At 70.2% G+C, this 24,209-nt stretch carries 26 protein-coding genes and 4 tRNA genes; 15 read left to right on the top strand and 15 right to left on the bottom strand.

The window, feature by feature from the left end:
* Positions 1-72: 72 nt before the first annotated feature.
* Positions 73-1,260, top strand: coding sequence for a CaiB/BaiF CoA transferase family protein (locus OG371_RS18880; RefSeq protein WP_329070991.1), 1,188 nt, complete (start codon positions 73-75; stop codon positions 1,258-1,260).
* Here OG371_RS18880 and OG371_RS18875 read toward each other — a convergent pair.
* From OG371_RS18875 to OG371_RS18850, 6 genes are all read right to left on the bottom strand, one after another.
* Positions 1,212-2,021 carry an alpha/beta fold hydrolase gene (locus tag OG371_RS18875; protein ID WP_329070989.1) on the bottom strand — a complete coding sequence of 270 codons (810 nt, stop codon included), beginning with the start codon at positions 2,019-2,021 and terminating at the stop codon, positions 1,212-1,214. The genes OG371_RS18880 and OG371_RS18875 overlap by 49 nt on opposite strands.
* Positions 2,022-2,090: 69 nt before the next feature.
* Positions 2,091-2,810 (bottom strand): 50S ribosomal protein L1, encoded by a 720-nt coding sequence (gene rplA / locus OG371_RS18870; protein WP_329070986.1) that lies wholly within the window; start codon positions 2,808-2,810, stop codon positions 2,091-2,093.
* A gap of 191 nt (positions 2,811-3,001) precedes the next feature.
* Positions 3,002-3,436 carry a 50S ribosomal protein L11 gene (rplK, locus tag OG371_RS18865; protein ID WP_091618458.1) on the bottom strand — a complete coding sequence of 145 codons (435 nt, stop codon included), beginning with the start codon at positions 3,434-3,436 and terminating at the stop codon, positions 3,002-3,004.
* A 79-nt stretch (positions 3,437-3,515) separates the two neighbouring features.
* A complete protein-coding gene (gene nusG, locus OG371_RS18860; protein ID WP_329070984.1) occupies positions 3,516-4,376 on the bottom strand; it encodes a transcription termination/antitermination protein NusG in 861 nt (286 codons plus the stop codon).
* A 79-nt stretch (positions 4,377-4,455) separates the two neighbouring features.
* On the bottom strand, positions 4,456-4,899 hold the full coding sequence (secE, locus tag OG371_RS18855; RefSeq protein ID WP_329070981.1) for a preprotein translocase subunit SecE: 444 nt from the start codon (positions 4,897-4,899) through the stop codon (positions 4,456-4,458).
* 26 nt (positions 4,900-4,925) lie between these two features.
* Positions 4,926-4,998 (bottom strand) — tRNA-Trp (locus tag OG371_RS18850).
* Positions 4,999-5,304: 306 nt separating this feature from the next.
* Between OG371_RS18850 and OG371_RS18845 the strand changes: the two genes are divergently transcribed.
* The 4 genes from OG371_RS18845 (at position 5,305) to OG371_RS18830 (ending at position 8,587) form a co-directional block, all read left to right on the top strand.
* Entirely contained in the window at positions 5,305-6,195 is an 891-nt protein-coding gene (locus OG371_RS18845; RefSeq protein WP_329070979.1) for a TIGR03619 family F420-dependent LLM class oxidoreductase, read from the top strand.
* 95 nt (positions 6,196-6,290) lie between these two features.
* A complete protein-coding gene (locus OG371_RS18840; protein ID WP_329070977.1) occupies positions 6,291-6,641 on the top strand; it encodes a GntR family transcriptional regulator in 351 nt (116 codons plus the stop codon).
* Positions 6,638-7,615 (top strand): hypothetical protein, encoded by a 978-nt coding sequence (locus OG371_RS18835; protein ID WP_329070975.1) that lies wholly within the window; start codon positions 6,638-6,640, stop codon positions 7,613-7,615. Before OG371_RS18840 ends, OG371_RS18835 begins: the two co-directional genes overlap by 4 nt.
* 60 nt (positions 7,616-7,675) lie before the next feature.
* Entirely contained in the window at positions 7,676-8,587 is a 912-nt protein-coding gene (locus OG371_RS18830; RefSeq protein WP_329070973.1) for an SGNH/GDSL hydrolase family protein, read from the top strand.
* An 88-nt stretch (positions 8,588-8,675) separates the two neighbouring features.
* On the opposite strand, the gene OG371_RS18825 is transcribed toward OG371_RS18830, so the two are convergent.
* The 6 genes from OG371_RS18825 to OG371_RS18800 form a co-directional block, all read right to left on the bottom strand.
* The gene (locus OG371_RS18825; protein WP_329070971.1) at positions 8,676-9,074 is read right to left on the bottom strand and encodes a MaoC family dehydratase; all 399 of its coding nucleotides are present in this window, start codon (positions 9,072-9,074) and stop codon (positions 8,676-8,678) included.
* Complete coding sequence (locus tag OG371_RS18820) at positions 9,071-9,520, bottom strand: MaoC family dehydratase N-terminal domain-containing protein (protein WP_329070969.1); 450 nt, start codon at positions 9,518-9,520, stop codon at positions 9,071-9,073. The genes OG371_RS18825 and OG371_RS18820 overlap by 4 nt, the downstream gene beginning before the upstream one ends.
* A 124-nt stretch (positions 9,521-9,644) precedes the next feature.
* Entirely contained in the window at positions 9,645-9,809 is a 165-nt protein-coding gene (rpmG, locus tag OG371_RS18815) for a 50S ribosomal protein L33 (protein ID WP_020668467.1), read from the bottom strand.
* A gap of 50 nt (positions 9,810-9,859) precedes the next feature.
* Positions 9,860-9,932, bottom strand: a tRNA-Met gene (locus OG371_RS18810).
* Positions 9,933-10,060: 128 nt separating this feature from the next.
* Positions 10,061-10,133, bottom strand: a tRNA-Thr gene (locus tag OG371_RS18805).
* Positions 10,134-10,210: 77 nt separating this feature from the next.
* Positions 10,211-12,847 carry a putative bifunctional diguanylate cyclase/phosphodiesterase gene (locus tag OG371_RS18800; protein ID WP_329070967.1) on the bottom strand — a complete coding sequence of 879 codons (2,637 nt, stop codon included), beginning with the start codon at positions 12,845-12,847 and terminating at the stop codon, positions 10,211-10,213.
* Between the two features lie 264 nt (positions 12,848-13,111).
* On the opposite strand from OG371_RS18800, the gene OG371_RS18795 reads away from it, so the two are divergent.
* The 6 genes from OG371_RS18795 to OG371_RS18770 all read left to right on the top strand — a co-directional run bounded on the left by OG371_RS18795 (position 13,112) and on the right by OG371_RS18770 (position 19,003).
* Complete coding sequence (locus OG371_RS18795; protein WP_329070965.1) at positions 13,112-14,050, top strand: GNAT family N-acetyltransferase; 939 nt, start codon at positions 13,112-13,114, stop codon at positions 14,048-14,050.
* A 100-nt stretch (positions 14,051-14,150) separates the two neighbouring features.
* A complete protein-coding gene (locus tag OG371_RS18790) occupies positions 14,151-15,005 on the top strand; it encodes an SAM-dependent methyltransferase (RefSeq protein WP_329070963.1) in 855 nt (284 codons plus the stop codon).
* Entirely contained in the window at positions 15,002-15,841 is an 840-nt protein-coding gene (locus OG371_RS18785; protein ID WP_329070961.1) for an SAM-dependent methyltransferase, read from the top strand. Before OG371_RS18790 ends, OG371_RS18785 begins: the two co-directional genes overlap by 4 nt.
* An 88-nt stretch (positions 15,842-15,929) precedes the next feature.
* On the top strand, positions 15,930-18,332 hold the full coding sequence (gene lon / locus OG371_RS18780) for an endopeptidase La (RefSeq protein WP_329070958.1): 2,403 nt from the start codon (positions 15,930-15,932) through the stop codon (positions 18,330-18,332).
* A gap of 237 nt (positions 18,333-18,569) precedes the next feature.
* Positions 18,570-18,782, top strand: a complete 213-nt coding sequence (locus OG371_RS18775) for a type II toxin-antitoxin system HicB family antitoxin (protein WP_329070956.1) — start codon at positions 18,570-18,572, stop codon at positions 18,780-18,782.
* Positions 18,779-19,003, top strand: coding sequence for a type II toxin-antitoxin system HicA family toxin (locus tag OG371_RS18770; RefSeq protein ID WP_329070955.1), 225 nt, complete (start codon positions 18,779-18,781; stop codon positions 19,001-19,003). The genes OG371_RS18775 and OG371_RS18770 overlap by 4 nt, the downstream gene beginning before the upstream one ends.
* Positions 19,004-19,097: 94 nt before the next feature.
* Here the strand turns inward: OG371_RS18770 and OG371_RS18765 are convergent.
* Positions 19,098-19,179, bottom strand: a tRNA-Tyr gene (locus OG371_RS18765).
* A 129-nt stretch (positions 19,180-19,308) separates the two neighbouring features.
* On the opposite strand from OG371_RS18765, the gene OG371_RS18760 reads away from it, so the two are divergent.
* The gene (locus OG371_RS18760; protein WP_091618448.1) at positions 19,309-19,800 is read left to right on the top strand and encodes a YajQ family cyclic di-GMP-binding protein; all 492 of its coding nucleotides are present in this window, start codon (positions 19,309-19,311) and stop codon (positions 19,798-19,800) included.
* A 102-nt stretch (positions 19,801-19,902) separates the two neighbouring features.
* Positions 19,903-20,289 (top strand): nuclear transport factor 2 family protein, encoded by a 387-nt coding sequence (locus OG371_RS18755; protein ID WP_329070952.1) that lies wholly within the window; start codon positions 19,903-19,905, stop codon positions 20,287-20,289.
* Here the strand turns inward: OG371_RS18755 and OG371_RS18750 are convergent.
* Entirely contained in the window at positions 20,276-20,965 is a 690-nt protein-coding gene (locus OG371_RS18750; RefSeq protein ID WP_329070951.1) for a hypothetical protein, read from the bottom strand. The genes OG371_RS18755 and OG371_RS18750 overlap by 14 nt on opposite strands.
* 213 nt (positions 20,966-21,178) lie before the next feature.
* On the opposite strand from OG371_RS18750, the gene OG371_RS18745 reads away from it, so the two are divergent.
* The gene (locus OG371_RS18745; protein ID WP_329070949.1) at positions 21,179-22,330 is read left to right on the top strand and encodes a sialidase family protein; all 1,152 of its coding nucleotides are present in this window, start codon (positions 21,179-21,181) and stop codon (positions 22,328-22,330) included.
* An 80-nt stretch (positions 22,331-22,410) separates the two neighbouring features.
* Positions 22,411-23,292 (top strand): glucose-1-phosphate thymidylyltransferase RfbA, encoded by an 882-nt coding sequence (gene rfbA, locus OG371_RS18740; protein ID WP_329070947.1) that lies wholly within the window; start codon positions 22,411-22,413, stop codon positions 23,290-23,292.
* A 44-nt stretch (positions 23,293-23,336) separates the two neighbouring features.
* On the opposite strand, the gene htpX is transcribed toward rfbA, so the two are convergent.
* The gene (htpX, locus tag OG371_RS18735) at positions 23,337-24,200 is read right to left on the bottom strand and encodes a zinc metalloprotease HtpX (RefSeq protein ID WP_329070945.1); all 864 of its coding nucleotides are present in this window, start codon (positions 24,198-24,200) and stop codon (positions 23,337-23,339) included.
* Positions 24,201-24,209: the final 9 nt, after the last annotated feature.

Raw genomic sequence — 24,209 nt, 5'->3', positions numbered from 1 at the left:
ACCAAGGTATCACATTGCGTAGATTACTTAGGTTGCCTAAATTAAAACCAAGACCAACCAAGGAGGAGCACAGTGGAACAAGGCGCCCTGCACGGCATCCGGGTGATCGACCTGTCGTCCGTGGTGATGGGCCCCTACGCCACCCAGATCATGGGCGACCTCGGGGCCGACGTGGTCAAGGTCGAGTCGCCGGCCGGTGACAGCACCCGGCGCACGCACCCGCAGCGGCACGACGGCATGGGCGCGCTCGCGCTCAACGTCAACCGCAACAAGCGCAGCGTCCAGCTCGACCTCAAGTCGCCCCAAGGGCACGAGGCGTTCCTGCGGCTGGTGAAGTCGGCGGACGTGCTGGTCACCAACATGCGCCCCGGCGCGCTGCAGCGCCTCGGCCTCGATTACGAGCAGCTGGCGAGCGAAAACCCCAAGCTGATCTACTGCAACGCCCAGGGGTTCCGCACCGACTCCGACCGCGCCGGGCTGGCCGCCTACGACGAGATCGTGCAGGCCTCCTCCGGCATGGCCGACCTGATGCGCCGCGCCACCGGCAAACCCACTTACGCACCGACGATCCTCGCCGACAAGCTGTGCGCACTCACCATCGTCTACTCCGTGCTCGCCGCCGTGGTCCACCAGCGCACCACCGGCCGCGGCCAGCGGGTCGAGGTGCCGATGGCCGACACCATGCTGGCGTTCAACCTGGTCGAGCACCTCGCGGGGCACACCTTCGAGCCGGCGGTGGGCCCGATGGGCTTCAACCGCTCGATGACCGAGGGCCACCAGGCGGTCAAAACGGCCGACGGCTGGGCGTGCATCCTGCCCTACACCGAAAAGAACATCCACGGCTTCTTCCTCGCCGCCGATCGCGAGGACCTGGCGAACGACCCGCGCTTCGGCGATCCCGCAAGCCGCGCGAAGCACTACGGCGAGCTGTACGAGGAGATCGGCCGCGTCTCGGTCGAGAAGACCACCGCGCAGTGGCAGGAGATCTGCGCCGGGCTGTCCATCCCGTTCGCGCCGGTGCTGGAGCTCGAGGACGTCGAGACCGATCCGTACTACACCGGCAGCGGCCTGGTCTCGCTGGTCGAGCACCCCACCGAGGGCACGTACCGCCAGGTCGGGCCGCCGATGATCCTCTCGGACACCCCCGCCTCGGTCCGGCGGCACACGCCCGCGCAGGGCGAGCACACCGCCGAGGTGCTGGCCGAACTCGGTTACGCGGGCGAGGAAATCGCCAGTCTGGTGTCGCCGGTGTCGGAGTAGGCGAAGAAACCGGCCAGCGCGGCCACGAACGCCGGGTCGGCCACGGCCGTCATGTGGTCACCCGGCACGCGCACCAGCCGGGCGCCCGCGACGGCCGCCGCGAGCCGCTCGGGCTCGGCCGCCAGCTGATCGGACTCCCCCGCCAGCACCAGCGTCGGGACGGTGATCGAGGTCAGGTCGATCCGCGTCTGCTGCTGGGAAGCACGCAGCACCGCGGCCAGCGCCTCGACGTCACCACCGGTCCGCCGGACCAGCCGCCGGAACGGCAGGACGGCCGCCGGCACGTCCGCGCGGTCCTTCGCCAGCAGCCCGGCCGCGACCTGCTCGGGCGACACCACGCGCACGTCGACGCCGCCGAAGTCCACCACCCCGGAGCCGACGCCGCCGATGGCCAGGCAACGCACGCGTTTGTCGTTCGCCGCCACGGTCAGCGCGACGATCGCGCCCAGTGAGTAGCCGGCCAGCGACACCTCGTCGTAGCCCAGCTCGTCGAGCAACGCGGAGATGTCACGCGCCATCGTTTCCTCGCCGTAGCGGGACTCGTCGTGCGGCTTCTCGGATCCGCCGTGGCCGCGCGCGTCCAGGGCCACCACGGTGAAGCCGGCGTCCAGCAGCGCCTCGACGACGCCGGGACCGACCCAGTTGGCCTGGGAATCGGCGGCGAAACCGTGCTGGAGCAGAACCGGGCGCCGGAGCCGGCCGTCGCCTTCCCACACCGTGTAGCTCAGCTGGAGCCCGTCGAACGACGTGAAGGTCGGCATGTCCCCATCAGACACGAAAAAAGGGCGGCCACGCACATTGCGTGACCGCCCTTTCGCGTGATGTGCGACTCAGACGGCCGCTTCCTCGGACAGGAGGTTGCGGGTCCGCGCCGGGTCGACCGGGATGCCCGGGCCCATCGTGGTGGTGAAGGTGATCTTCTTGACGTAACGGCCCTTGGCCGAGGACGGCTTGGCGCGCAGGATCTCGTCCAGCGCGGCCGCGTAGTTCTCCACCAGCTTCTCGGTGTCGAACGACGCCTTGCCGATCACCAGGTGCAGGTTGGCCTGCTTGTCGACGCGGAAGTTGATCTTACCGCCCTTGATGTCCGAGACGGCCTTCGCGACCGCGGGGGTCACGGTGCCGGTCTTCGGGTTCGGCATCAGGCCACGCGGGCCGAGGATGCGGGCGATGCGGCCCACCTTGGCCATCTGGTCCGGCGTCGCGATCGCGGCGTCGAAGTCGAGCCAGCCACCCTGGATGCGCTCGATCAGCTCGTCGGTGCCGACCGCGTCCGCGCCGGCGGCCTCGGCCTCGGCGGCCTTGTCGCCGACGGCGAAGACGATGACGCGGGCGGTCTTACCGGTGCCGTGCGGCAGGTTCACGGTGCCGCGGACCATCTGGTCGGCCTTGCGGGGGTCCACACCGAGACGCATCGCGACCTCGACGGTCGCGTCCATCTTGGTCTTGGAGGTCTCCTTCGCCAGCTTCGCGGCCTCGAGCGGCGCGTACAGGCGCGCCTTGTCGATCAGCTCGGCAGCCTGGCGGTAGGCCTTGCTGTGCTTGGTCATGCTTCTGTCCTTACCTAAAGAAAATCGGATCAGTGTGGTGTCGAGCCGCACTGGCTCTCCCACGGGAAACTGCGAGATCGCGCCGGTTTCTGGACTGAGCGATTTCGACCGGCCCCTGGCCGGGCGGAATCGGGAGGGAAGAAATCGGCTCAAGGCGATCTCGCCGCCTCGACGGAGTCGAGGCAGAAGACTCAGTCCGTGACCGTGATGCCCATGGAACGAGCAGTACCGGCGATGATCTTCGCGGCCTGGTCGATGTCCTGGGCGTTGAGGTCGGTCTCCTTGGTCTTGGCGATCTGGCGAACCTGATCCCAGGTGACCTTGGCGACCTTCGTCTTGTGGGGCTCGGCCGAGCCCTTGTCGACGCCCGCGGCCTTGAGCAGCAGCTTGGCGGCCGGCGGCGTCTTCAGCTTGAAGTCGAACGACCGGTCCTCGTACACGGAGATCTCAACCGGGACGACGTCCCCACGCTGCGACTCGGTCGCCGCGTTGTACTGCTTGCAGAACTCCATGATGTTGACGCCGTGCTGGCCCAGCGCGGGGCCGACCGGCGGCGCGGGGTTGGCCGCACCGGCCTTGATCTGCAGCTTGATGATCGCCGCAAGCTTCTTCTTCTTGGGTGGCATTACCTTGTGTCCTTCTAACTGACTTGAGTCCCCCGCACACCTGCCAGTACGCGGGGACTGCCGGCCGTATTCCCGGCCGTCAGATCTTGGAGACCTGGGTGAACGACAGCTCGACCGGGGTCTCCCGGCCGAAGATCGACACCAGGACCTTCAGCTTCTGCCCGTCGACATTGACCTCGGAGATCGTCGCGGGCAGCGTCGCGAACGGGCCGTCCATGACGGTGACCGACTCGCCGACCTCGAAGTCGACCTCCACGGTGCCGCCGCCGAGCGGGGCGGAAGCCGCCGAGGAGTCGCCCTTGCCGGCCTTGGCCGGGGCTTCCTTCTCGACCTGCGGCGCGAGGAACTTGAGCACCTCGTCCACGGTGAGCGGCGACGGGCGCGAGGTCGCGCCGACGAACCCGGTGACGCCCGGCGTGTTGCGCACCGCGCTCCACGACTGGTCGTTCAGGTCCATCCGGACCAGGATGTAGCCGGGCAGCACCTTGCGCTGCACCTGCTTGCGCTGGCCGTTCTTGATCTCGGTGACCTCTTCGGTCGGCACCTCGATCTGGAAGATGAAGTCCTCGACGTCCAGCGTCGTGGTCCGGGTCTCGAGGTTGGTCTTCACCTTGTTCTCGTACCCGGCGTAGGAGTGCACCACGTACCACTCGCCCGGCGCGGCCATCAGCTCGGCGCGCAGCGCGGCGACGGGGTCGTCGGCCTCGGCGGCCGGCTCGGCCACCTCCGCCTCGGCGTCCTCGGTGTCGGCCGTGGTGGCCTCGTCCGCCGTGTCGTCGGCCGCGGTGTCTTCGTCGGCGGTTCCGTCGACCTCGTCGGCGTCGGGCACCTCGACGGGCTCGAGGTGGGCGGACGCCTCGTCGCCGAGGGCCGCGTGCACCTGCTCGTCGGAAAGCTCGGTCAGGTCGCGACCGGCTCCTGTGCCGTTGTCGGAGGTCACGTTCCGTCCTCTCAGTTGATCACTTGCCGGGTCCGGGCAGGCCGGCCCGCGCGGCGCACGGTGGCGCGCACTTTCGGCGTCAGCCGAAGACCAGCCCGATGACCTGCTTGAAGCCCAGGTCGAGGCCGCTCACCAGGGCCACCATGAACACCACGAACACCAGCACCACCGCGGTGTAGGTGACCATCTGCTTGCGGTTGGGCCAGATGACCTTGCGCAGCTCCGCCCAGACCTCGCGGATGAAGCGCATGATCCGGGCGAAGACCGAAGGCTTCTTGGCCTTCTGGTCCCGCTTCGGGGTCGGTGCGCCCTTGGCGTCGGCGGGCTTCGCGACCTTGTCGCCCGCCTTGCCCGCCGGCCGGTTCTTGCTCTCCGGACGCGCCTCGGACTTGCCGGACGGGCGGGCGGAAGCGCGGCGCTCACGCCGAGCCGCAGCACTCACCGGGCGGGACTCGATCCCGGGCTGCTTGCCCGAATCGTCCTGCTCGTGCTCGCCGCTGGCGTCGCTGTCGCTCACGACCACTCCTCCGCTTCACCAGTACCCGTACGCAGGGGTGACAGGACTTGAACCTGCAACCTGCGGTTTTGGAGACCGCTGCTCTGCCAATTGAGCTACACCCCTGTGGAGCCCGGTCGCCCGGGCTCCGGAGGACGCATTCCATCATCCCCACCATCCAGCGGGGCTGACCGTAGTGCGTTCCGAGTTCAGAAGTCTACGGCAAGCCGTATGGAGTCTCGCAACCGCGCCCCTTCAGAGCAGTCCGCGCCGCCCGCCGCTGTGCGCGGCACCCGCGGCGCGGCCGTGCCAGGATGACCGCGTGCCCCGTTTCGCGATTAATCGCCAAACTGCCCCGTGCTGGGCGGCGACTCGCGTCCCGTGGCCGAATCCCCTTCCCCAACAAGGAAAAGCCACCTTCAAGGAGGCCCGGTGACCGCGTTACGACTCGGACTCGCCCTGCCGCAGTACGGCCAGCTGGCCGACCCCGCCGTCATCGCCGGATTCGCGGCCGCGGCCGAGCGGATCGGCTACTCCTCGCTGTGGACCGGTGACCGGGTACTCACCCCGGTCGAGCCCTCGGACTACTACCCGGGCGGCGGCACGGCCGAGCAGCCCTACCCGCCGGAGCTGGTCCGCTTCCTCGACCCGATCGTCACGCTCACCGCCGCCGCGGGCGCCACTAGCACCGCGCGGCTCGGCACGAGCACGCTCGTCGCGCCGGTCTACCCACCCGTCCTGCTGGCCCGCTCGCTCACGTCGCTGGACTTGATCTCCGGCGGCCGCCTGGACGTCGGCCTCGGCCTGGGCTGGCTGCGCGACGAGTACACCGTCACCGGCGTCCCGTGGGCCGGCCGGGGCGCGCGCCTGGACGAGCTGATCGACGTCCTGCGCACGCTATGGACCGCGGACCCGGCCTCGCACCACGGCAAGCACTGGCAGATCCCGGAATCGCGGATCGGGCTGCAGCCGGCCCAGCAGCCGCATCCGCCGATCCTGCTGGGCGGCATGTCGGAGCGCGCGCTGCGCCGCGTCGGCCGGGTGTCCGACGGCTGGCTCCCGACCCTGGCGCCGGTGGAACACCTGCGCGAGATGTGGTCGGTGATCTCGGCGGCCGCCACCGAGGCCGGCCGCGACCCGGCGTCGCTGCGCCGCGTCCTGCGCGCCAACCCGCGCGCCGGCATGACGGTGGCCGACATCGCCGCACGGCTCAAGCAGGTCGTGGACGAGGGGTACACCGAGGTCTTCGTGGACCTGCACTACGTCGCCGAGGACGTCGCGCACGCGCTGGAGCTGGCCGAGGAGCTGTACTCCACCCTCTAGCGCCGACAGCACCGCGAAAAGCCCCCGTGAGGTCCGCTCGCGGGGGCTTTTCAACGCGTTGGCCAACGTCTGTTAGTTCTAGTACAGTTAGAACTATGTTGGTCCGCATCGATCCCGGCTCAACCGCCCCGCTGTTCGAACAGGTGGCGGCCTCGCTTCGCCGCGCCGTCGCCGACGGGACGCTCACCGCGGGCGAGCAGCTGCCACCCGCGCGGGAGCTGGCGGGGTCGCTGGAGATCAACGTCCACACGGTGCTGCGCGCGTACGCGCTGCTTCGCGACGAAGGCCTCATCGACCTGCGACGTCGCCGTGGCGCGGTGGTCATCGGCGGCGCCCAGCCGCTCGCCCGGCTCGGCGAGCTGGTGACGGCACTGGTGGACGAGGCGCGCCGGTCCGGCGTCGGCCCGGAGGAACTGGCTTCGATGCTCAAGGAGAGGTACGCATGAACCGCACCCGTCTCGCCCGCGCCCTGGTCTCGACGCTGGTCCTGCCCGGCGCCGCGACCGCCGTCGCCGCGGTGCTCGCCGGCTCCTGGGCGGGCCGGCTGCCGGACCCGATCGCCACGCATTGGAACGGCGACAGCGTCAACAACACGGCCTCGCCCGGCTCGATCACGCTGGTGATGACCATCGCCGGGGCGGTGCTCACGCTCGCCCTCACCGCGCTCGCGATTGTGTTGCTGCGCAAGGGAGAATCACTCCCCCGGCTCGGGGCGGGCGTGGCCACGACGATCGCGGCGATCCCCGCCGCGACGCTGACCGGGGTGCTGCTCGCGAACCTCGACGCGCCGGACTGGCAGCACGCCGGGAGCCCGCTGCCGGTGTTCCTCGCGCTGGCGGGCGCGGCCGTGCTCGGCGTCATCGGCGGCCTGGCCGGAGGAGGCGCCGTCACCGTGGCGGCCGGGCCATCGGCGACCGATGCGACGGTCGGGCTCCGGCCGGGCCAGCGCGCGGTCTGGGTGGGCAGCGCGTCGAACGCCGTGCTGCTCGTGACGCCGCCGCTCGCCGCCGCCGTGATCACCACCCTGCTGGCCACCACGACCTCGTTCAGCTGGACCACGGCCGTGCTGCTCACGGTGCTGTTCGCGCTCGTCGGCGCCATGACCCACCGGGTGCAGGCGCGGGTCGACGCGAGCGGGGTGACGATCCGGATGGGCGCGTTCGGCCTGCCGCGCCGGCACGTCCCGCTGGCGAGGATCACCGAGGCGGAGCCCGCCGAGCTGAGCCTCATCGGGGACGGCGGCCTCGGCCTGCGGTTCAACGCCCTCACCGGCACCACGGCGTACAAAGTCCGCGGCGGCAGCGCCTTGGTGCTCAACCTCGGCAACGGCCGCAAGATCGCCGTCAGCGTCCGGGACGCGGCCACCGGCGCCGGGCTCGTCAACGACCTGCTCCGGCACCGTTCGCCGGCGCAAAAATAAGGGCGGTGATCACCCGGATACTGGTCGTAACCCGGGGCCGGCTCCAGTAGAAACGAACGAGTGGCGGGGAAGAAGAACGGCGGCGGCTGCGGGCTGCTGGTCCTGGTGATCGTGGCCGGACTGCTCGGGTACGGCTACTACAAGTCCAAGCACGACTCCTCGACCGCGCCGCCGTCCGGCTCCGGCACCGGCGGCGGCACCGGGCGGTACGTCGCACTCGGCGACTCCTACACCTCGGCCCCGCGGACCGGGAAGCAGGCGGGCAGCCCGGCCGGCTGCGACCGTTCGGACGACAACTACCCGCACCTCGTGGCCGCGAAGGTGAAGCCCGCGCAGTTCGTGGACGTCAGCTGCAGCGGCGCGAAGACGTCGGACATGGCCGGCTCGCAGAGCACGCGCAACGGCACGAACCCGCCGCAGCTGGACGCCGTCACGTCGGCGACCACGCTGGTCACCCTCGGCATCGGCGGCAACGACATCGGCTTCATCGCTCTCGCGCCGAGCTGCGTCACCTCGCACCGCGACGGCGAGCCGTGCCACGACAAGCTCACCGCCGGCGGCCACGACCAGCTCGCCGACCGGATCACCGCCACCGCGGACAAGGTCGGCGCGGTGCTCGACCGGATCCACCAGAAGGCCCCGAAGGCGCGTGTTGTCGTCGTCGGCTACCCCACGGTGCTCCCGGACGGCGACGGCTGCTGGCCCGCGGTCCCCCTCGGCTCCGGCGACGTCGCGTACCTGCGCGACGAGCTGGCCAAGATGAACGACATGCTCAAGCAGCAGGCGACGTCCCACCAGGCGGGCTACGCCGACACTGCCGCCCCGAGCAAGGGCCACGACGTCTGCACCGGCTCGGAGACCCGCTGGATCGAAGGCCTCATCCCGCTCTCGCCGGCCGCCCCGCTCCACCCCAACTCCCGGGGTGAAGCGGGCATGGCCGACGTCGTCGAGTCGCTGGTCGGCTCGAGCTGAAACGCACCCAATGTGGCGTTCGGTGCGTTCAGCGCAACCAACGCCACATTGGGGCGCAAACGGCGACCGGGCGGAGCAAGGCGGCGGGTCAGGCGCGGACGAGCACCTGCGGCTTGCCCAGCACGGTCTTCCCGTCGAACTTGACCACCAGGTCGAGGCGCGCGATGCCGTCGTCGGAGATCGCGCCGACCTTGCCGCTCAGCTCGACCAGCGCGCCTTCGTCGTTGTCCGGGACGACGACGGGGCGGGTGAAGCGGGCGCTGAAGTCCACCAGCCGGCCCGGGTCGCCGAGCCAGTCCGTGGCCACGCGGCCGGCCAGCGCCATGGTGAGCATGCCGTGCGCGATCACGTCCGGGAGCCCGACTTCGGTGGCGAAGCGCTGGTTCCAGTGGATCGGGTTGAAGTCCAGCGAGGCGCCCGCGTACCGGACCAGCTGGTCCCGCGTGACGCGGACCTCCAGCGGCGGCAGTTCGTCTCCGACGTTCACGCGTCCTCCCCTCGGACCACGAGCTGGGCCTGGGTGACGCAGACGAGCTTGCCGTCCGCGTCGGTGATCTCCGAGCGCAGGTTGATGAAGTCGTTGCCCGCGCGGGACATGATCGAGTCGATGCGCGCCGCGATCTCCAGCACGTCGCCCGCGTGCACCGGGCGCTCGTAGCTGAACCGCTGGTCGCCGTGGACCATGCGCGAGTAGTCGAGGCCGAGCTCGGGGTCGTTCACGATCCCGTTGATCTTCGGCAGGTTGAGGATGGTGATGAACGTCGGGGGCGCGAGCACGTCCGGGTGGCCGGCCGCGCGGGCCGTCTCCGGGTCCCGGTAGAACGGGCTCTCGTCGCCGATCGCGTCGGCGAACTCCCGGATCTTCTCCCGGCTCACGGCGTACTTGCTGGTCGGCGGATAGCTCCGCCCGGCGAACGACTGGTCCAAAGGCACCCGGTGAGGCTATCCGACGCCGCGCCCCGGCCCGCGCAGTGCGCGGCGGGGGTCACCGGGCAGCAAGAAGCCGCCCCGGGGGTCCCGGGACGGCTTCTTCAAGCTGGAAAGAACCGCGCTCGCGTCAGCGGGTCTCTTTGTGAGTCCGGTGCGTACCGCAGTTCGGGCAGAACTTCTTCATCTCCAGGCGATCCGGGTCGTTGCGCCGGTTCTTCTTGGTGATGTAGTTGCGGTGCTTGCACTCCTCGCACGCCAGCGTGATCTTGGGTCGCACGTCGGTGGCAGCCACAGCGTTTCCTTCTCTCTAGGTCCGGGGACAACAGCCCCAGTGTTACCGCGTAGCGGTGGCCGGACTTGAACCGGCGACACAGCGATTATGAGCCGCTTGCTCTGCCAACTGAGCTACACCGCCAAGGTGACGACCACCCCGCCGGGGTCCAGGGGCGAGCCCCTGGCGGGGGTCTGGGGGTTTGACCCCCAGAGGACGCCGCGAAGCGAGCTAGGCTTGCGCTTTTTGCAAGCATAGCTCGCCTACTTGCGAGCCCCTTTACGGAATCGAACCGTAGACCTTCTCCTTACCATGGAGACGCTCTGCCGACTGAGCTAAAGGGGCCTGCCTCGTTGAAGCCTAGAAAAGATTACAAGGCGCCTCACCCGGTCGTGCACCCGGGGTCGGTTTGGAGCAAAACCTCAGGTCAGGAGGGTCAGGACGGTCTCGGAGTGCCGGCCCGGCGAGCGCGCCGTGCGGGCCTGCAGCCAGGCCTCCAGGCGGTCCTCGGGCAGCGGGCGCGAGATCAGGTAGCCCTGGGCCACGTCACAGCCCATCGCCTCCAGCTGGTCGCGCGCGACGTCCTCCTCGACGCCCTCGGCGACCACCGTCAGCCCCAGCGAGTGGCCCAGCTCGACGATCGAGCGCACCACGGCGAGGTCGCCGAGGTCGGTGCCCATGCCGAGCACGAAGCTCTTGTCGATCTTCACCTGGTCCACCGGCAGCTGCCGCAGGTACGCCAGTGACGAGTAGCCGGTGCCGAAGTCGTCCACGGCCAGCTCGATGCCCAGCGAGTGCAGCTCGCGCAGGATCGGCAGCGCCTTCTGCGGGTCGGACATCACCCCGGACTCGGTCAGCTCGAACGTGAGCAGCTCCGGCGGGATGTCGAAGCGCTCCAGCTCGCGCTGGACCTTCGCCGGGAAGTCCTCGTCCGCCAGGTTCCGCACGGACAGGTTCACCGCCGCGGAAATGCGCAGGCCCTCGTCGAGCCACTTGCGCACGCGCTTGAGCGACTCCTCCAGCACGAACGACGTCAGCACGCCGATCAGGCCGGCCGCCTCGATGGCGGGCACGAACTCGTCCGGCCCGAGCCGGCCGAACTCCGGGTGCACCCAGCGCACCAGCGCCTCGACGCCCTGCACCTGACGGTTCGGCAGCGAGATCTTCGGCTGGTAGTGCACGGACACGTGCCCGTCCTCCAGCGACTGCCGGAACTGCGTGACGAGCTGGAAGCGGCGCAGGAAGATCTGGCCCATGCTCGGCGCGTAGCCGCGGACCTCCTCGCCGCCGCGGGTGGCGCGCACGGCGACGTCGGCGCGCTGCAGCAGCCCGTCCACGTCGACCTGCTCGCCGTTCTCGTCGGAGGTCGTGGCGGCGTAACCGATCATCGCGTTCGCCTCGACCGAAAGCCGGTCGACGGGATAAGGCGCGGAGAGCTGGACGCGCAGGCGCTCGGCCGAAGCGTGGGCGTTCTCCTGCGTGCAGCCGACGAGCAGCGCCGCGAACGACGCGCCCTCCAGCCGCGCGAGCGGGACGTCCGGGCCCAGCGCGTCGCGGATCCGGCGGCCGGCCGCGATCACCATCCGGTCGGCCCACGAGTAGCCCAGGGCGTCGCTGACGGTGGAGAAGACGTCGAGGTCGATGCGCAGCACCACGGCGTCGGCGAAGTCGCGCAGCGGCTCCTTCGCGATCTGCTGGAAGCCCGGCCGGTTCAGGTGGCCGGTGAGCGGGTCGTGGTACGCGTCGTGGCGCAGGGTGGCGAGCAGCCGGCGGTTGTCGAGCGAGGTCGCCAAGTGGCTGGCCATCGTGCCGAGCAGCTGGACGTCGTACTTGCCGAAGCCCCGCCAGCGCGAGAGCCGGTCGTGCGCCTCGACGACGCCGAGCAGCTGGTTCCCGGTGCGCAGCGGCACCACGAGCGCTTCCTGCGCGCCGCGGTCGAGCAGCGCGGCGCGGACGTCGGGGTTCGCCTCGGTGATGCGGAAGTGGCGGACGTGCGCGCCGGGCAGGCGCAGCAGCGGGTCGTCGCCGGACGGGTCGGGCACCGGCAGCTCGTCGCCGGCCACGACCACGCGCATCGTGTCCTTCGCCTCCAGCCGCAGCCGCAGGACCACGCGCCCGGCGGCGAGCTGGTCCTTGATCCGCTCGGCGATGGTGGCCCACTCGCGCACGTCGACGCCGCCCACGAGTTCGTCGGCCCGGCTGGCCGGGCGCGCGGCGGCCTGCTGGCCCGAGCGGGCGACCATCAGGCTCACGTCGGACAGCGCCTCCATGTCCCGCTGCTCGCGCAGCAGGTCGGAGTAGGCCCAGTACAGCGCGGTCAGGCCGAGGAAGACGGCCAGCACCAGCGGCCAGGCCTGCGGGGTGCTCGAGATGACGAGGTAGCCCGACAGGCCGACCGAAGCGTTCACGAAGCCGACCACCAGGATGCGGCCGGTGAGCCGGATCGCCGTGCTCACGCGCATCCGGCGGCGCAGCACGCGCACGGCGGCGAGCGCCAGCAGCGTGCTGACCAGCGGCGCGGTCAGCGTGCCGGCGAGCGCGGCGACCCACGGCATGGCCTCGCCGCCGCCGATCAGCTGCTTCACCAGCCCGGCCACCGCGAAGGCGCCGGTGATCTCGAGCAGGAACGCGCCCGCGTTGTAGAGGACGCGGCCGGACACCTTGCGGGCCAGCAGCGTGCCGATGCCGGCGACCAGGTGCGCGGCCAGCACGACCTCGAACGGCGCCACGAAGAAACCGATTACCAGCGGAATTTCTGTGAACGAGATCGTCCACGAGATGCCGCTGCGCACGTCGACGTTGATGCCCAGCTGTTCGGCGAGCAGGAAGGCCAGCGCGAGGACCGGGCCGATCCACCAGAGCTTCGCCGAGCCGTGGAACGGGAGCCAGGCGCCGACCGCGAACGCCGCGATGAGCCCGAGGCTCAGCACGGCGAAGGTGTAGACGCGGAACCGCCGCTCGTCCGTCCGGGCCTCGGTCAAGGTCCCGGATCCGGATCCGGCGGCCCTGCCCTGCCTCGCCCCGGTGGCGGCATCGGGGTGGGCGTTCGTGTCCGGCATCCGACCTTCCTTCCCGGCTGCCCAACCGGTCGCGCTCGATCAGTGACGTCAGGTGTGGACAAGGGCAATACCGTACCCCGTAGGGCGTACCCGTGTCCCTTTCGAGACAGTAGGAGATCACCCCAGGGTTAACAATGGGGTTGTGGCGCTGACCTGCGTGGACCAAGGAGTGAAACGCCCCGTTCGGCTCTGATCCGGCCCCATCGGGCGCTGCGGGGCGTGTTCAGGGGTTCTGCCAGCGCGCACAGGACGACAATGGAAAGCATGCACAACGACGTGACTGCCACCGGACACGCGGCGCGGATCGCCACGGTGGACGCCTTGCTTCCCGCGCCATTCCCCTTCGAGGTCAACGGGGACACCACACTGCTGTCCGCCCAGGTCGGCGCCACCGGCGCGGCCGGCCTGGCCACCCACACCGAGCTGGGCGCCGACAGCCCCCAGTCCATCTGGCGGGCGCTGGCCGAGCACCGGCTCGAGGTCCAGCTCGCCGGGCCCGACCCCGCGGCCGCCCTGGACGCCCTGCTCACTCGATGGGATGAACACCTGCGCACCCTCGCCCGCCCGGGGGACCCCGAATGTGCGGCAGTGCTCTCCCGGCCCAGCCGGGACACCGCCGGAACTGCCGAACTCCTGCGCCACGGCTTCGCGCCGGCCGGCGTGATCGCGGTCCGCCCGGCCCAGCGCATGGCCGCTCCCGGACCCGCCGCGACGCCCGGCGTCTGCATCCGCCACGCGACGCCGGACGACCTGGACACCGCCGTCGGCCTGATGCTCGAGCTCCAGCGTTACGACGCGCAGTTCGGCCGCGTCACGGTGCGCCCCGGTGCCGAGGAAGTGGTGTCGAAGGAGCTGCTGCGCCAGCTGGAGCGGCCGGAGCCGCAGGTCTGGATCGCGGAGCTGTACGGGCAGCCGCTGGGCATGGCCGTGCTGCAGATGCCGGACGAGACGTCGTGGATCAAGCACCGCGTCGCCGCCTCGCGCGTCGGGTACCTCTCTTCCCTCGCGGTCGCCGAGGCCGCGCGTTCGGCCGGTGTCGGCACCGCGCTGGCGGCCCACGCGCACCAGGTCTTCGACGAGGCCGGCGCCGACGTCGTCCTCCTGCACCACGCGCTGGCCAACCCGCGGTCGACGCCGTTCTGGTACGCCCAGGGCTACCGTCCACTGTGGACGGGATGGCAGCGTCGGCCCGCGGTCCGCTGACCGCCCCTGCGACGAGCGGTCCCCTCGCGGCGACTGGCGGCTGCCTGCCGCCACCGCGCTGACTAGGCTGGCTGTAGTGCCTGACGAGGGGAGTCGTCGCGTGACCGATCAACCGGATTCCGCACCGAGAGCGCCGGAAGGCGTGGACACCGAGAAGCCGTCCGCGGCCCGGATCTACGACTGGTTCCTCGGGGGCAACCAGAACTGGGCCGTCGACCGCGAGTTCGGCCGGCGGGCCGAGCGGCAGTGGTCGCTGGTGAAGCCGGGGGCGAGGCAGAACCGCGAGTTCATGAACCGCGTGGTGCAGGCGGCGCTCGCGGCGGGCATCCGGCAGTTCGTCGACCTCGGCTCCGGCGTGCCGACGGCGGGCAACGTGCACGAGATCATCGAGGCCGAGCTGGACGACGAGGACACCGCGACCGTGGTGTACGTCGACTACGAGCCGGTCGCCGTCGCGCACGCCACGCTGATCCTCGAGGAGGCGGCGGCCACCGACTGGGCGGGCATCGTCCACTCGGACATGCGCAAGCCGAGGTCGGTGCTGCGCGACGCCGTCACCCTCGAGCTGATCGACTTCGACCGGCCGGTCTGCCTGATGATGATGGCGGTGCTGCACTTCGTCGGCCCGGACGACAATCCGGAAGCCATGGTCAAGGCGTACCGCGACGCGCTCGCGCCCGGCAGCTGGCTCGCCATCTCGCAGATGAGCGAGGGCGACGGCAGCGGCTCGGCACTCGAAGGCCTGCGCTGGCTCGTCGAGCAGTACCGCAAGACCAGCAACCCGATGTGGCTGCGCGACCGCGACGAGATCGAGCCGCTGTTCGGCGGCTGGCCGCTGCTGGAGCCGGGCATCACGCACCTGCCGGACTGGCGCCCGGAGCGGGAGCTGAACGCGGTCGAGGCCGAGGCGCGGCCGTTCGCCTGGTGCGGGGTCGCGGAGAAGCCGCCGGCATGACAGCGGACGAGGTCCCGGTCGGCGTCGACGTCGAGAAGCCGTCCGCCGCCCGGGTCTACGACTGGTACCTCGGGGGCGACCAGAACTGGGCCGTCGACCGCGAGTTCGGCCGCCGGGTGGAGAAGGTCTGGCCGCTGATCCGGCCGATCTCGCGGCAGAACCGGGCGTTCATGAACCGGGTGGTCGAGGCCGCGCTGGACGCCGGCATCCGGCAGTTCGTCGACCTCGGCTCCGGCGTGCCGACGGCGGGCAACGTGCACGAGATCGTCCGCGACCGGCTGCCCGCGGACGAGCCCGCCACCGTCGTCTACGTGGATTACGAGGCCGTCGCGGCCGCGCATTCGACCCTCATCCTCGAGCGCGAGGACGCCACGGACTGGGCCGGGCTGGCCCAGCGCGACATCCGCGACCCGGCCGCGGTCTTCGCCGACGAGGCCACGCAGCGGCTGATCGACTGGTCGGAGCCCGTCTGCCTGCTGATGATCACCGTGCTGCACTTCATCGGCCCGGACGACGACCCCGACGGCCTGATGGCCACCTACCGCGCGAAGCTCGCGCCGGGGTCCTGGCTGGCCGTGACGCACGGCACCTGCACCGACGACGCGCCACGCGAGCGCGCCGCGGAAGTCCGCCGTTTCGTCGACGCCTACCGCGACACCTCGAACCCCGCGTACCTCCGCTCGGCCGAGGAGATCCTGCCGTGGTTCGGCGGCTGGCCCCTGCTGGAGCCGGGGCTGACGGCGCTGCCGGACTGGCGCCCGGAGCAGGCGGTCTCGGCGGTGGAAGCCGAGACCCGGCCGTTCGCCTGGTGCGCGGTCGCGCGGCGGCCCGCCTGACCGATCGCTCCCAGCGAACACTCCTCCGGAAACAAACCGGCCCGTCGGAGAGTTGAGCAGTGCAGACTCAACTATCCGAGGAGTGCACATGACCGACACCCGCCTCCTGCCCGTGCTTCCGCTCGATGACGACGTCGTGCTGCCGGGCATGGTGGTCCCGCTCGACCTCACCGACGCCGAGACCCGGGCCGCAGTGGAGTCCGCCCAGGCCAAGACGCCCTCGACGGCGTCCTTCCCCGGCATCCACTCCGGCGCGGCCGCCAAGGCCGAGGTCCTGATCGTGCCGCGGGTCCACGGCGAATACGCCGAACTCGGCACCGTCGCGACCGTCGAGCGCGTGGGCCGGGTCCCCGGTGGCAAGGCCGCCGTCCTGCTGCGCGGCACCGGCCGCGCGGTCGTCGGCCGCATCGCCGACGGCCCCGGCGCGGCCCGCTGGGTCCACGCCGACGACGCCGCCGAGACCACCGACGACCGTTCCGCCAAGCTCGCCGCCGAGTACAAGGCGGTCGTGATCTCCGTGCTCCAGCAGCGCGGGGGCTGGCAGATGATCGACGCCGTCCAGCAGATCGAGGACCCGTCCGCGGTCGCCGACCTGTCCGGCAACGCGCCGTACCTGAACACCGAGCAGAAGATCGAGCTGCTGAACGCGCTCGACGTCAGCGCACGGCTCGAGAAGGCGCTGGAATGGAGCCGTGCTTACCTCGCGGAGCTGGAGGTCACCGACACCATCCGCAAGGACGTCGCCGACGGCATGGAGAAGCAGCAGAAGGAGTTCCTGCTGCGCCGCCAGCTCGAGGCGATCCGCAAGGAGCTGGGCGAACTCGACGGCACCGCGGAGGACGACGACTACCGCGCCCGCGTCGAGGCCGCCGAACTGCCCGACAACGTGAAGAAGGCCGCGCTGGCCGAGGTCGACAAGCTGGAGCGCACCTCCGAGCAGTCGCCCGAGGGCGGCTGGATCCGCACCTGGCTCGACACGGTGCTCGAGCTGCCTTGGAATGAGCGCACCGAGGACGTCTACGACATCGCCGCCGCGCGCGCCGTGCTCGACGCGGACCACGCGGGCCTCGACGACGTCAAGGAACGCATCATCGAGTACTTGGCCGTGCGCAAGCGTCGCGCGGAATCGGGCCTCGGCCCGGTCGGCGGACGGCGTTCCGGCGCCGTGCTCGCGCTCGCGGGCCCTCCCGGGGTCGGCAAGACCTCGCTGGGCGAGTCCGTCGCGCGGGCCATGGGCCGCAAGTTCGTCCGGGTCGCCCTGGGCGGAATCCGGGACGAGGCGGAGATCCGCGGGCACCGGCGCACGTACGTCGGCGCGCTGCCCGGCCGCATCGTGCGGGCCATCAAGGAGGCCGGCTCGATGAACCCGGTCGTGCTGCTGGACGAGATCGACAAGGTCGGCGCCGACTACCGCGGCGACCCGACGGCGGCCCTGCTGGAGGTGCTGGACCCGGAGCAGAACCACACGTTCCGCGACCACTACCTCGAGGTGGAGCTGGACCTGTCCGACGTGGTCTTCCTGGCCACGGCGAACGCGCTGGACACCATCCCCGGCCCGCTGCTGGACCGGATGGAGCTGGTCACGCTGGACGGGTACACCGAACACGAGAAGGTGACCATCGCGCGCGACCACCTGCTGCCGCGTGAGCTGGAGCGGGCCGGCATCAAGCCGGGCGACGTGGTGCTGACCGACGAGGCGTACAGCCGGATCGCCGCCGAGTACACCCGCGAGGCGGGCGTGCGCGACGTGAACCGGACCATCGCGAAGGTGCTGCGCAAGATCGCGACGAAGGTGGCGCTCGACGAGCTCTCGCTGCCGGTTTCCTTGGACGCCAACGATCTGGAGACGTACCTGGGCCGCCCGCGGCACGTGCCGGAGTCTTCGCTGCCGGCCTCGACGCAGCGCACGGCGTTGCCGGGCGTCGCGACGGGCCTCGCGGTGACGGGCGCGGGCGGTGACGTCCTGTACATCGAGGCGTCGCTGGCCGACCCGGAAAGCGGGGCGACCGGTCTGCAACTGACCGGGCAGCTGGGCGAAGTGATGAAGGAGTCGGTGCAGATCGCGCTGTCGTACCTGCGTTCGCACGGCGCCGAGCTGGAGCTGCCGGTGAGTGACCTGAAGGACCGCGGCATCCACGTCCACGTCCCCGCGGGCGCGGTGCCGAAGGACGGCCCCTCGGCCGGCGTGACGATGACCACGGCGCTCGCGTCGCTGCTCTCGGGCCGCGTGGTCCGCGCCGACGTCGCGATGACCGGCGAGGTCTCCCTGACCGGCCGGGTCCTCCCGATCGGCGGCGTGAAGCAGAAGCTGCTGGCCGCCCACCGCGCGGGCATGAAGACGGTCATCATCCCGCAACGCAACGAGCCCGACCTGGACGACGTCCCGGCCGAAGTCCTGTCGCAGCTGGATGTCCACGCTGTGGCGAACGTTCGTGAGGTGCTGGATCTGGCTCTGACGCCGGCTTCTACAGCGGTGCGCCAGGCTGCGTGATTTCGGCGCACAAACAAGATCGGCCCGGCGACCTGATGGTCACCGGGCCGATCTGGCTGGTGTGGCGAGTGAGGGATTCGAACCCCCGAAGGCTGAGCCGTCTGATTTACGGTGAAGTACTGCGAGGCCGTGATCAGGGCTTTTGGGTTTCGGCCGACCCGTGCGACCACGGTGCGGCCGCACGACCCGGATTCGGGTAGTCCCCGCTCGAACCCACCAGCCCTTATCCTTGGAGCTATGTCGAACGTGTTCACCGCCGCCGTCCATCAGGAAGAGGACTGGTACGTAGCCCAGTGCCTGGAGGTCGACGTGGCCAGCCAGGGCGCCAGTGTGAACGAGGCGCTGGCCAACTTGGCTGAAGCCGTCGAGCTGTACCTCGAAGAGGCCGAGGACCCGCACCCCAGCGCGACGCCCCTGGTCACCTCATTCCAGGTGCCCGGCGCCGCGTGAGCCCGGCTCTCTCCGACCTGCCGGTCCGCAAAGTGATTCGCATTCTCGAATCCGTCGGATTCGAGCACAGCCGAACAAAAGGCAGCCACGCCGTCTTCCGGCACAAGGACGGCCGCGTCGTTGTCGTTCCCCAGCACGGGACCATCAAGCGTGGCACTCTGTCGTCGATCCTCCGGCAGGCCGGCCTCACCGCGGCGGAGTTCCTCGACCTGCTTGGCTAGGACCAGCGGCCGCCGCGAGACCTGAGCACCTGAACGGCCCGTAAACCAAGATCGGCCCGGCGACCTGATGGTCACCGGGCCGATCTGGCTGGTGTGGCGAGTGAGGGATTCGAACCCCCGAAGGCTGAGCCGTCTGATTTACAGTCAGATCCCTTTGGCCGCTCGGGCAACTCGCCATGGCCGGGCGAACCAGCCGTGGAGAAGGATACCCAACCGGCCGGGGCCGGGGTCAACCGGGATACCCGCGGGTGGGGCAGGGGCTAGGCTGGTGGCCCCTGACGAGCGAGTACGAGGTGTGAGGACACGTGGCGGATCCCTCTTTCGACGTGGTGAGCAAGGTCGACCGCCAGGAGGTGGACAACGCCCTGAACCAGGCGAGCAAGGAACTCGGCACCCGGTTCGACTTCCGGGGCACCGGCACCACCATCAGCTGGGCCGGCGAGGAAGCCGTCACCTTCGAGTCGGAGACCGAGGAGCGCGCGCTCGCGGCGATCGAGGTCTTCCGGGAGAAGCTGATCAAACGCGGCATCTCGCTGAAGGCCTTCGAGGCGGACGAGCCCGCCCTGTCGGGCAAGATCTACAAGGTCGGCGGCAAGATCCTCCAGGGCATCGCCTCCGACAAGGCCAAGCAGATCGCGAAGTTCATCCGCGACGAGGGTCCGAAGGGCGTCCAGGCCCAAATCCAGGGCGACCAGCTGCGCGTCTCGGGCAAGAAGAAGGACCAACTGCAGGACGTGATCGCCCTGCTGAAGGGCGAGGACTTCGAGATCGCGTTGCAGTTCACGAACTACCGCTGACGCACCCGTGGGCATCCGCGCGCCGGATGCCCACGGTTCGGCAGCTCCGCCGAGAGCGGAATGCCGTGACCCCGCCCCATCCCGGCTGCGAGGGTCAGGCACATGACCGAAGAAACCCTCCGCACAGCCGAACGCCGGCTGCAAGCCGCGCAGCTCGCCTCGGACATCACGGTGCTGGACGAGCTGATCGACGACTCGATGCGGTTCACCGGGCCCGACGGGAGTCTCGCCTCCAAACAGGACGACCTGAGCGCGCACGAGAGCGGCAGGCAGGTCGTGAGCCACATCCAGCAAGAAGACCTGACAGTGTTCGCCACCGAACACGTCGGCGTCACCTGGTTCCTCGGCACCCTCGAAGCGACCGTCGACGGTCAAGCGTTCGCCGCGCGGATGCGGTACACGCGGACCTGGACTCCTGACGGGCACGACGGCTGGAAGATCATCGCGGCGCACGCCACGGTTGTCGAAAACCTCGTCACGAAGCCGTGAAAGTCCACTTCGACTCGTAGGCCTCCACGGCCACCAGGGTCGGGCCGGGGACGTTGAAGGTCACCGTCGTGGCGCCGATCTGGTTGACCGCCAAGTCCATCGTGCCGCCGCCCTGGACCCAGACCGCGGAGTGGCCGTCCGAATCGGTCTTGAAAGTGCCCTGGGTGACGCCCGCGGGGATCTTCAGGACTGCGTCGCCCTTGCCCTCGTACGGGGCGGCCTTCGTGACGGCCGGGAGGGCGCGGTGGTCGGTGATCGTGGCGGTCCAGGAGGAGTTCGCGCTCACCGTGAAGGTGTGCGAGGGCTTGGCGTCCTCGGAGACGTTGAACCACACCGTGCCGTGGTACGCGCCGATGGCGTTGATCAGCAGGCCCTCGTCGCCGTCGGTGTTGACGACGACGTTCGACGAGCAGTGCGGGCAGTCGAACGTCAGGTAGCCGGCCACGTCCTCGGGCCAGGTCAGGGTGATGCTGCCGTTGCCCTTGCCCTGGTGCGTCTCCGTCGGCGCCTCGACCGGGCGCGGCGGCGGGGCCGACGACGACGGCTCGGACACCGGCGACTGCGCCTGCCCCAGGACCATCCCCCAGCCGGACGGCTGAACGGAGCAGCCCGCCAGCGCGGCCGCCGACAGCACGCCCGTCAGCACCAGCGCGACGCGCCCGACGAAACCAGTCATCGTCTTGTTCCCCCTCGTGGGCCGCGACCCGGCCCTCAAGCGCTCTTTCGTCACCCTTTGACCGCGCGTTACCAAACCGGCCACCCGATGGAGAGATGCAAACCCCTCGGACGAGTGGAATTCTGCCGCCGACCTGCGCAGGAGCGGCGACGAAGCCTGGCCGGCCGCCGTGTGCGTGGTGTAATCGCGCGGCCGCTGTGAGAAAGGTTCAGGATGCGCCGTGCCACCCCCTTGATCGCGTTCCTCACCTCGCTGGTGGTGGTCGCCGCGAGCCTCTCGCCGGCGTCCGCCGTGGTCGAGAAACAGCAGCTGGTGGACGGCTACGGCTCGTACCCGCGGCTGGTCCGGCTCGAGTACTCGGCGTTCGGCCGCGGCCACATCCTCGCGGCGCTGACCAGCGAGGACGGCGGCGGCAAGTTCACCCCGATCATGGAGAGCACCGACGAGGGCGCGAGCTTCCACAAGATCGGCGAGGTGCGCGACCCCGACGGCAAGCTCGGCGAATGCTGCGGAACGCTGTACGAACTGCCCCAGCGCGTCGGCGCGCTCCGCCCCGGGACCCTGCTCTGGGGCGCCAGCTACCGCCAGGACGCGGGCGCCCAGCGGCGCATCGGCATCAAGGTCTGGGCCAGCCGCGACGGCGGCCACACCTGGACGTTCCTGTCCGAAGCCGCCCGCTCGCACAACCACGACGGCATCTGGGAGCCGGAGTTCAACGTCGACGCGGGCGGCACGCTCTGGGTCAACTACGCCGACGAAACGCAGGCGCCGAAGTACGCGCAGGTGATCAACCGCGTCGCGAGCACCGACGGCGTGCACTGGGGCACCAAGCAGCTCACCATGGCCATCCCGCCGGACCGGGTGCGCCCCGGCATGCCGATCATCCGGCGGCTGCCCGACGGCCGGTACTGGTTCAGCTACGAGATCTGCAACTACGGCGACCGCTACTGCGACCCGTACTACAAGATCTCCAGCGACGGCGCGAACTGGGGTGATCCGGCCGATCCCGGCACCCGCGTGACCACCGCGAACGGCGACTACTTCCAGCACGCCCAGACGGTCACGCTCTTCCCCGGCGGCCCCAACGGCGTGCGGATGGTGATGGTCGGCCAGATCTACACCGACGCCGGCGGCACGCCAGTGGCCGCGAAGAACGGGCAAGTGCTGCTGGTGAACGACAACCTCGGCGCCGGCAACTGGTACGAGGCGCCCGCCCCCATCCTCATCACCGGCATCTACAACAACTTCTGTCCCAACTACTCCTCCGCGCTGCTGCCGGTGGACGACGGGACGGGCGTGCTGGAGGTCGCCACGCAGTACAACACCGGCTGCAAGGCGTACTTCGGCAAGGGCCCGATGCCCTGAGCCCGCCCCCCGTCCCCGCCGCGAGCGGTTCACGGCACACTCACTCGGTACGGTGAAATCGGACGAGGCGAGGAGCGGGAATGAAGGGCATCGTGCTGGCGGGGGGCAGCGGGACGCGCCTGCACCCGATCACCCAGGCCGTGTCGAAGCAGCTGCTCCCGGTCTACGACAAGCCGATGATCTACTACCCCATCTCGGTGCTGATGCTGGCCGGGATCCGGGAGATCCTGATCATCTCGACCCCGGCCGACCTGCCGAACTTCCGCCGGCTGCTCGGTGACGGCAGCCAGTACGGACTGTCGTTCTCGTTCGCCGAGCAGCCCAGCCCCAACGGGCTGGCGGAGGCGTTCGTGATCGGCGCGGACTTCGTCGGCGACGAGTCCGTGGCGCTGGTCTTGGGCGACAACATCTTCTACGGCCAGGGCTTCTCCAGCACCCTGCAGACCGCGGCCACCGACCTCGACGGCTGCGTGCTGTTCGGCTACCAGGTGAAGGACCCCGAGCGCTACGGCGTCGGCGAGGTCGACGCGAACGGGCGCCTGCTGTCCATCGAGGAGAAGCCCGCGAACCCGCGCTCCAACAACGCGATCACCGGGCTGTACTTCTACGACAACGAGGTCGTCGACATCTCGCGCAAGCTCAAGCCGTCCAAGCGCGGCGAGCTGGAGATCACCGACGTCAACCTCACCTACCTGCGCCGGGACCGCGCGAACCTGATCGAGCTGAGCCGCGGTTTCGCCTGGCTGGACACCGGAACGCACGACTCGCTGCTGGAGGCCGGGCAGTTCGTGCAGGTGCTGGAGCACCGGACCGGCGTGCGGATCGCCTGCCTGGAGGAGATCGCGCTCCGGATGGGCTTCATCAGCGCGGACGAGTGTTACGCGCTGGGCACGAAGCTGGCCAAGTCCGGCTACGGCGACTACGTGATGAACGTGGCCCGGACCGCGGGCGCCACCGGCTGACCTGACTCGTGAGTGTTCATGCCGGTTCTAACCGTCATGAACACTCACGAGCGGCCCCGGGCCATCTCCTCCAGCCGGCGGATCCGGTCTTCGATCGGCGGGTGGGTGGAGAACAGCTTCGACAGGCCTTCGCCCGGGCGGAACGGGTTCGCGATCATCAGGTGCGACTGGGAGACGACCGCGGGCTCTGGCATCAGCGGGGCCGCGCGGGTGCCGCGCTCCAGTTTGCGCAGCGCGGACGCCAGGCCGAGCGGGTCGCCGGTGAGCTGGGCGCCCGAGGCGTCCGCCTGGTATTCGCGGGAGCGGCTGACGGCCATCTTGACCACCGCCGCCGCGATCGGGCCGACCAGGACCAGCAGCAGGGAGACCAGCGGGTTGCCCTCGCGGCTGTTGCCGCCGCCGAAGCCGCCGAAGAACATCGCCACGTTCGCCAGCACGGTGATCACGCCGGCCAGTGCGCCGGCGACGCAGGAGATCAGGATGTCGCGGTTGTAGACGTGCGAAAGCTCGTGGCCCAGCACCGCGCGCAGCTCGCGCTCGTCCAGCAGGTCGAGGATGCCCGTGGTGCAGCAGACGGCGGCGTGCTGGGGGCTGCGGCCGGTGGCGAACGCGTTCGGCGCGACCGTGGGGCTGATGTACAGCGCGGGCATCGGCTGGCGCGCGTGCGTGGCCAGCTCGCGCACGATCCGGTACATCGCGGGCTGCTCGACCTCCGAGACGGGCCGGGCGTGCATCGCGCGCAGGGCCATCTTGTCGGAGTTGAAGTAGGCGAACCCGTTCACGCCGAGCGCCAGCAGCAGGCCGATGAACAGCGCGCCACGGCCGAAGAACCCGCTGATCACGATGATGATCGCCGACAGCAGGCCGAGCAGCAGTGCCGTCTTCAGCCCGTTCTGGTGCTTGTGCACGCCCGTCTC

The sequence above is a fragment of the Amycolatopsis sp. NBC_01480 genome (genome assembly GCF_036227205.1).
In the GTDB taxonomy this organism is placed as follows: domain Bacteria; phylum Actinomycetota; class Actinomycetes; order Mycobacteriales; family Pseudonocardiaceae; genus Amycolatopsis.
The sequence above is the reverse complement of the archived record's forward strand: the minus strand, read 5'-3'. Positions and strand labels throughout refer to the sequence as shown.